We start from the raw sequence: 6,663 nt of genomic DNA, 5'->3' as shown, positions 1-6,663 counted from the left end.
CCTGCTGGAACATAGTCCATGCCAGCCCAGGTCGTTCACAACCTGGGCGATGACGGGATGGCTGAAGGCCGGTTTTTGGGAGCGTCCGTACCTGACGAACGCCCGTTTGACCTCCCCCCAGGCTTCCTCGGGCAGGGGATATTCATCCGAGAGCGCCAGTTCGCGCAGGTCGGCGATGGCAGGAAATTTCCTGCCCTGGGCCAGCCACTCAGCCACGGCAAAAGCCAGGGCTTCGTCCGGGATGTCCTGCAGAGCGAGGAAAAAGACCTGCGAAGCGCTGGCCGGGTCGGTTTGCTGACCAGGAAAGGCGGCCAGCAAACCGCTGAACAACTTTGCAAAAGTCTCGAAACTAGCCATGCCGGTCACCTCCGACCGTTTTGTTTTGCCCTTTCATTTGCCGCTCCAATGCCCGTAAAGCCGCCACCGCGTCGTAGATATCGCGCCGCGCCGCCTCAGAAGGCACAACGTACCCGGATGGACGTTCCGGGGGGCGGGTAATTGTCATTGCACCGATTTGAATAGGCGGGTGATTTTCTCCGGCTGCGCGCGCCAGGCCCGTTTTTGGGGTGTCAGGCCTGCGCTCTCCCCGCCTGGTTTTGCGTCTCTTCGTGGTTTTTTCCGGCTCTTCGAGAGGCTGTATCAGCAGTTTGTGCAGGTAGGAGGTGGGATTACGGGCATCGGGGTTGAGTTGGAACTTGATGGCGGTCAGGATGCGCTGCCAGGGGTCTCCGTTGGGTAGTTTATTTCCGCCCAAAGCAACCAATTCTTCGTGCAGCCAGGCCAAACGCTGACGCTCCACAGGCGTTATCTCTCGTCGCATGACGGCGCAGAAAGCGCGCTCCACATCAGCCGGGATTTCCTCGGCCTCTGCATCAAGGGTTACAGGTGCGGGCACAGGCTGGGAATTCGGCAACGGGGTGTCTTTGCCAGGCGCAGGAACAGGAGGTTGGGCCTCATCTTCCTGCCCAGAAACAGGGCGCGCAGGCGGTCTCCTGCGGATTTCCGGAACCACATAGGCAAACGATTGCACATCGCCCATACGTCCACCGCGATTTTCCTGAACACGCACCATCCCTGCCATGACATCCCCCGTGCGGTATCCATCTTGGGATAGTTGTCTCAGCAGTTTCCGGTCCTTTTGGGTTGGAGTGTATTCTCGCCCCAGCAATAGGGCAAAGCGAGCAAATACCTGTTGGGTAGCGATTTTTTCCAAAAACTCCTCCTCCCCCTCCTCATCTTCCTCATCATTAATATTTGTGGCAGTTGAACTGCCACGGTACGGCACTTCAACTGCCACGGTGGAAGCGTTTTTCGGGTCTGCCGTGGCAGTTAAACTGCCACGGTTGGGAGCCACCGTGGTCACTGGAGTGTCACGGTGAGCCAGGGCAGCATCATCGTCACTCGTAACGATTTTCGGCAGATAGCGTGCCATATCACCTGATACGAGATAGGCCTTATTGCCAGAAAAGCGTCCTCGCGAATCCCGGAAGCCGTCGGGTAAGTCCAACACGGCAATAAAGCCTGCTGCGGCCAGCCGTCGGGCACTGGCCGCTATCGTTTTCCGGTGGATGCCGAGTTCATCTGCCAGTCCAACATCAGATATGCGGGCGTACAGGCGACCTTCGTCTGCCGAGGTAGCGAGACCCAGTTTTTCAAACAATACCAGGTCATCCCCTCTTAGAGGCCGGGAGTGCATGATGATGGATATCAGCACGGTGAAATCCACCGTTCCTCCATTTCTACCAGTGAAATGTTCTCTTAGCCAAGCGGTGCTCAGCGCGGCACTTGTCAGTATCACTTGCACATCTACTGTCTCGCTCCATCGTTCACCGTTCCAAGATATGGATTGGGTATGGTTAAATTGAATGACTTGGGTATCCATGCTTCTACTCCTCGTAACCAGAAAAACGGAATGTGGCTCCAGAAAACAGCATTTCTGCTGTGCCCGTAGGCCCATTGCGGTGCTTCTCTACGGATAGAAATTTTGCGGCTTTGTCTTCCCCTCTGGGGTAAACGAAGATGACGATATCTGCATCCTGCTCGATAGAGCCGCTTGAGCGCAAATCTGAGAGCATAGGACGTTTGTCCTGACGCTGCTCCACGGCTCGAGACAGTTGGGCTGCAACCAGCACCGGAACGCCAAGTTCTCGTGCCAATGTTTTCATGGCTCGCGATATTTCGGTAACCTCCTCCACTCTGGTTTTGTATCGTCCGCTGCCCCCTACCAGTTGCAGGTAATCTATGACCACTAGCCCCAAGCCATGGGTAGACGCCAGACGCATACACTGACTTCGTATTTGAACAGGGGTTATGTAGGGGGTGTCGTTGACAAACAGCAGACTCTCCGCCAGTGTTCCGGTAACATCGGCAAACAAGGTCCACTCATGTGGAGAAAGGCTGTTGTTCTGCATACGGTCAAAAGGAATGCCTGTAACGTGGGATACCAGACGCTCCATAATACTCTCTGCGGGCATCTCCAGGCTGAACACTGCTACGGGAATGCGTTTCTGTATGGCGGCATGGCAGGCAATTTGCATGAGCAGGGATGTTTTCCCGTTTCCTGGGCGTCCTGCAAGAACGATGAAATCTCCCGGTCTCATGCGAAAAATATCATCCAGGGCAGGCAAGCCGGTACTTACGCCGGGAGGCGGTTCCCCACTTTCCAGCCGGGACATCAGGGAGGAAACCAATAATTTAGCGGACTGAAAATCCCCACCCCCGATGGCTTTTTGGGCTATGTCGAAAATATACCGTTCGGCGCTCGCCAACACATCATCAAAAGGGATTTTCTCATCATGGGCTTGCCTGGCAATCTCAGATGCCCCTCGCAACATAGAACGTCGAGCGGAAAGTTCAGCAACGCGCCTGGCGTATGACAACGCGTGGAGAGAAGACGGCGGCCAGGACAGAAGCCGCACCAGATAGGCTCCCCCGCCTGCACTTTCCAGACGTTCCCCAAGCACCCCAGAAACAGTAGTAACGTCTATATCCATATCCCGCTCGCGCAGTTGCCGAAAGGCTTCCCATATCCAGCGGTGGCGTTCCACATAGAAATCATCGTCGGAGACAATGCCTGCGACCTCATCGAAGACATCGGGGGAAATAAGGATTGCCCCCAGGAGCGCTCGTTCGTCGTCGATGCTATGGGGAGGTAGAATCGTATTGGTCACGGGAGGTTGAAGGGTGGTCATTGAAAAATTTCCTCTCCTGAAGAAAATACAGGGAGATAAACGCATTAGTCAACAGAAATTAGCGTCAGACAATTTTGGCTACCGCGTTTTCCAGGTCGCGTTTTCCTGGCGTAACGTAAATACGCGTCGTGTTGAGGTCACTGTGTCCCAGCAGGGCGGCTACTTTCTCCAAAGAGACCCCTGAATCAACCAGTGACTTGGCAAAGGTATGCCGCAAGGTGTGAGGCGTAACTCCTTGCAACCCGGCAGCCTGGCCCAGGCGTGTTACGGCATGCTGAATCGAGCGCGAACGCACTGCTTCGTTGCGCTGCCCGGTGAACAACGCCAGGGTGTCCACCTGAGGACGATACAAAAGCCATTCACCGATAGCGCGCCGCGCTTCAATGTTAAGCGGTACGATGCGATGCTTGCTGCCTTTTCCAGAGCGTACGGTCAAGACACCTTTGCGCTCCCCTACGTGCACATCGGTGACCTGTAAAGCACATAATTCCCCAACCCGCAAGCCGGTGTTCAGCAGTGTAATTACCATGGTTGCGTCTCGCAGCCGGATGACCCATAAACGAGGGTAGTGTCGGCGGGCATACTCTACATCCTGTTCCACGGCCCGAAGCAGGGCTGCCCTTTCCCGACGTTCCAACCACTTGGGAGCAAGCGGTGATTGGGCTATGCCGTGGATGCGCAGGGCAGGATTGGCTCTTGCCCGACCAGTGAGAAAAGCCCAATTCCCGAACGAAGCCAGTGCCGCCAGACGGCGGTTGATGGTTTGGGGTTTCATATTCTGGTCAAGCATGTGCTGGCGATAGGCGCGTACATCGGCGGATGTCCAATCGGTCAGGGAGAAAGCCTTCCCATTGGTTTGCTCAAACCAACGGGTGAAGATGTGCAAATCGGCAAGATAGCCTTTGACCGTCAGGGGGGATTTGTCCTGCTCTTGCAGGTACTGTTTGAAATCCAAAAAATCAGCGTCCATGGGAATTCCTTTCAAGAAGTAAGTTTGTCGAAGATTGGTGCTTCATGGAGAGCCGCATCACCAGAAAGGAGGAGCCTTGAACCCCAGGTCAGGTGCGTAGCGGAAGAGCGCGGTCAAAACCCAGGCCAGGGCGTGCTCGGCTGTTCTGACATCTGCAACGCGTGGAAGGATATTGTCACCGGATGCGACCAATATCTCGCGGTGACGAATGCGCGCCGTTATACGGAATGTGCGCGCTGCCTCCTGATTCCAGGGTGGCGTCTCGGCAAAAACGAGTAGCGGCCCGTCACTGCGCCAGCCGTGATACGCCAGGAAAAGGTCTACGATGCCCTGCATACGGTGCAGGATAACGGTGGTGTTCCAGCGCATGGTGGTAGCGCTGGCGCGCAACCGACGCTCAATCTGCGTTCTGAGAACCGGGTGCAGGTGCAGATAGTGGCGCAACAAAAAGAGGGAAGCCCAGGGATAAGTTGCCTGTGCCAGTGGGGAGAGCCCTTCGGCATGCGAAGCGGCATAAATGACCTGTATGGTCTGGAAAAAAGCGGGGTCGGGTTTGGGGTAACGTTGAGATTTGCGCGCCAGTGCAGAGTCAAGATGCAATTCCTGAAGCAAAGCGGCCAGTATCAGGCGGTCGTGCAGGGGATTGCTGTGCGGCACCTGGCTGAGAAAACGTTGCAATCCGCCCGTAGTACGCGTCTGGCTACTCGTCAACCAGACCCAATGGCTATCAGTTGGCGGTTCGTCCCAGTCGGGTTGGTCAAGAAAGGCGGGGAGTGGTATGGCAGCCAACTGAAAGGCCAGTTCATTTTCTGCTACCTCGCTGCGCAGCACATCGAGGGCCTGATGCCAGACGTTCAGTGTGCGTTCGAAAGCAGTACCGGCAGGGAGGGCAACGACCATCCGTACTATCGAAGAGATATTTTCGGTACTCCGGGTAGCGAAGAATCGTTGTTTGTGGCGCAGACTGGTAGTGATACGTCGCAACAGGCGCGGGGTGGCGTCCTGCTCGATTTCAAAGAGTGCCTGGGTCCCATCGGGCAGGGTAACGCGCAAATCCGGACGGATAACTCCGCCTGTGAAGTTCATGGGCTTGTCGGTGATGGTTTCCAGGCCATCCCGTACGGCGCGCAGATGGACATCCAGCATTCCCAGAGCATGTGTGATGGCGCGCTCGTCCTCCAGTTTGCTGGGGCGGGTATTCAACAAAGCGGCTCCGGCTTTCTCCAACCGCCACACCCGCGGACTGCGTCCCCGACCTGTACGACGGCGAATATCCTGGCGCAACATGTGCACCGCGCCCAGAGCCTCCAACTTTTGCATTGTACGTCGCAGTTTGTCGCGGGGCATTCCACTGGCTTGCTGAAGTTGTGGGTTTTCGGCTACTCCAACAACCTTCAACGTGTTTAAGATGGGTAAATAGGATTCTTCAGATGGGAAGGTCTCTGTGAGTTTTTCTCGTAGGGTTGTCATAAGCATTGCTCTTGGGTGCGCCCAAAAAGGCGACCATCCGTATAGTGAGGGGGTTTTATTTTGGGCGCACCCGGCTAGACAGCATCGTCGTCCAGTTCCAGCAGACGGACTTGCTGGCGGGCAACGATGCGCTGGTGCTCTTCCAGTAGATTTTCCAGGCGCGTCTTCTCATTTTCCAAAAAGGTGCAACGCAGAGAAAGTTGTTTCACCTGTTTGTCTGCCTCAGAAAGGCGTTGTTGCAACGCGGTAATTTCGTCTTGTGCCTGACGAAAATGTTCCCTCAGCGGCTCGGCCATGCAGGCTTCCCAACTGTGACGATAATTCATGGCATGCTGTTGCCAGAATGCCAACCGGTTGTGCAAGTTTGCGATAGTTTGTTGCTGGGATGTATACGCGTCGCGCAGCAGCCTGCCTAAAAGGGCAGCGGCCACAACAGGGTCAGCGTCATTCTCCAAAGCGGCCAGGACGGGGGTGATGTCGATAGGTAGGGATGTGCTCAGAGTACGCACAAAGGCAGGTACAGGACGATACTTGGGACGTTGTCGCATATCAGATGTCCTTACGAAAAAGAGTTTTGTGTTCCAGCGGCTTGCGAGCGAAATTTATCAAAAGGGCGCTGCGACTCTTGCGGTCCACTGAAAGATAGGCGCGTGCCTGGCGCATGTGAGAAGGTTGCAGCCCTCCGGGACTGGCTTTGATTTCCACCAGCACCTGAAGGTTACGATGTGTCACTCGCAAATCTGGATAGTAGTGTTTGACCACATTGTGGTGGGCGTCTTGGATGTCAAGCCGAGGTTGGGATTCCACCCTGAACCCTGCTTTTTGCAAGGCGGCAACAAATAAACGGTGGTAAACAGCCTCCTGGTGGGCAGTACCCATTTGGTTTTGGACTTTCATCGCCACACCGCGAATTTCATAAAGCATCTGACTGAGCGGAGAATGTTGTCTGGGCATTGCTTGCTCCTTCGCACAAAAGAAAATCTAAAAAGAGGGAGGAACGGATTTGTGGGCGCATATCCCGCGATTGTATGG

At 55.3% G+C, this 6,663-nt stretch carries 7 protein-coding genes; all 7 read right to left on the bottom strand.

Annotated features, from left to right (window positions below):
• Window positions 1-357 (bottom strand): hypothetical protein (locus tag D6694_00965; GenBank protein ID RMH48059.1); only part of this gene is annotated, 357 nt, incomplete at its 3' end.
• Window positions 350-1,882: a hypothetical protein gene (locus D6694_00960; GenBank protein RMH48058.1), complete on the bottom strand. Its 1,533-nt coding sequence runs from the start codon at window positions 1,880-1,882 to the stop codon at window positions 350-352. The genes D6694_00960 and D6694_00965, both read right to left, overlap by 8 nt.
• Window positions 1,883-1,886: 4 nt before the next feature.
• Window positions 1,887-3,236 (bottom strand): replicative DNA helicase, encoded by a 1,350-nt coding sequence (dnaB, locus tag D6694_00955; protein ID RMH48057.1) that lies wholly within the window; start codon window positions 3,234-3,236, stop codon window positions 1,887-1,889.
• A 19-nt stretch (window positions 3,237-3,255) separates the two neighbouring features.
• Window positions 3,256-4,161 carry a recombinase gene (locus D6694_00950; GenBank protein RMH48056.1) on the bottom strand — a complete coding sequence of 302 codons (906 nt, stop codon included), beginning with the start codon at window positions 4,159-4,161 and terminating at the stop codon, window positions 3,256-3,258.
• Between the two features lie 57 nt (window positions 4,162-4,218).
• Window positions 4,219-5,637: a hypothetical protein gene (locus D6694_00945; protein ID RMH48055.1), complete on the bottom strand. Its 1,419-nt coding sequence runs from the start codon at window positions 5,635-5,637 to the stop codon at window positions 4,219-4,221.
• A 68-nt stretch (window positions 5,638-5,705) separates the two neighbouring features.
• On the bottom strand, window positions 5,706-6,179 hold the full coding sequence (locus tag D6694_00940) for a hypothetical protein (GenBank protein ID RMH48054.1): 474 nt from the start codon (window positions 6,177-6,179) through the stop codon (window positions 5,706-5,708).
• Between the two features lies 1 nt (window position 6,180).
• A complete protein-coding gene (locus D6694_00935; protein RMH48053.1) occupies window positions 6,181-6,585 on the bottom strand; it encodes a GxxExxY protein in 405 nt (134 codons plus the stop codon).
• Window positions 6,586-6,663 lie beyond the last annotated feature (78 nt).

It is taken from the genome of Gammaproteobacteria bacterium (assembly GCA_003696665.1).
GTDB lineage: Bacteria > Pseudomonadota > Gammaproteobacteria > Enterobacterales.
Note: the sequence above shows the minus strand (reverse complement) of the source record. Positions and strands in the feature narration are given on the sequence as shown.

What these genes read in the sequence shown, in the direction of transcription:
- D6694_00960 (RMH48058.1), bottom strand. Translation starts at nt 1,882, where the DNA reads ATGGATACCCAAGTCATTCAATTTAACCATACCCAATCCATATCTTGG.
- dnaB (RMH48057.1), bottom strand. Translation starts at nt 3,236, where the DNA reads ATGCGTTTATCTCCCTGTATTTTCTTCAGGAGAGGAAATTTTTCAATG.
- D6694_00950 (RMH48056.1), bottom strand. Translation starts at nt 4,161, where the DNA reads ATGGACGCTGATTTTTTGGATTTCAAACAGTACCTGCAAGAGCAGGAC.
- D6694_00945 (RMH48055.1), bottom strand. Translation starts at nt 5,637, where the DNA reads ATGCTTATGACAACCCTACGAGAAAAACTCACAGAGACCTTCCCATCT.
- D6694_00940 (RMH48054.1), bottom strand. Translation starts at nt 6,179, where the DNA reads ATGCGACAACGTCCCAAGTATCGTCCTGTACCTGCCTTTGTGCGTACT.
- D6694_00935 (RMH48053.1), bottom strand. Translation starts at nt 6,585, where the DNA reads ATGCCCAGACAACATTCTCCGCTCAGTCAGATGCTTTATGAAATTCGC.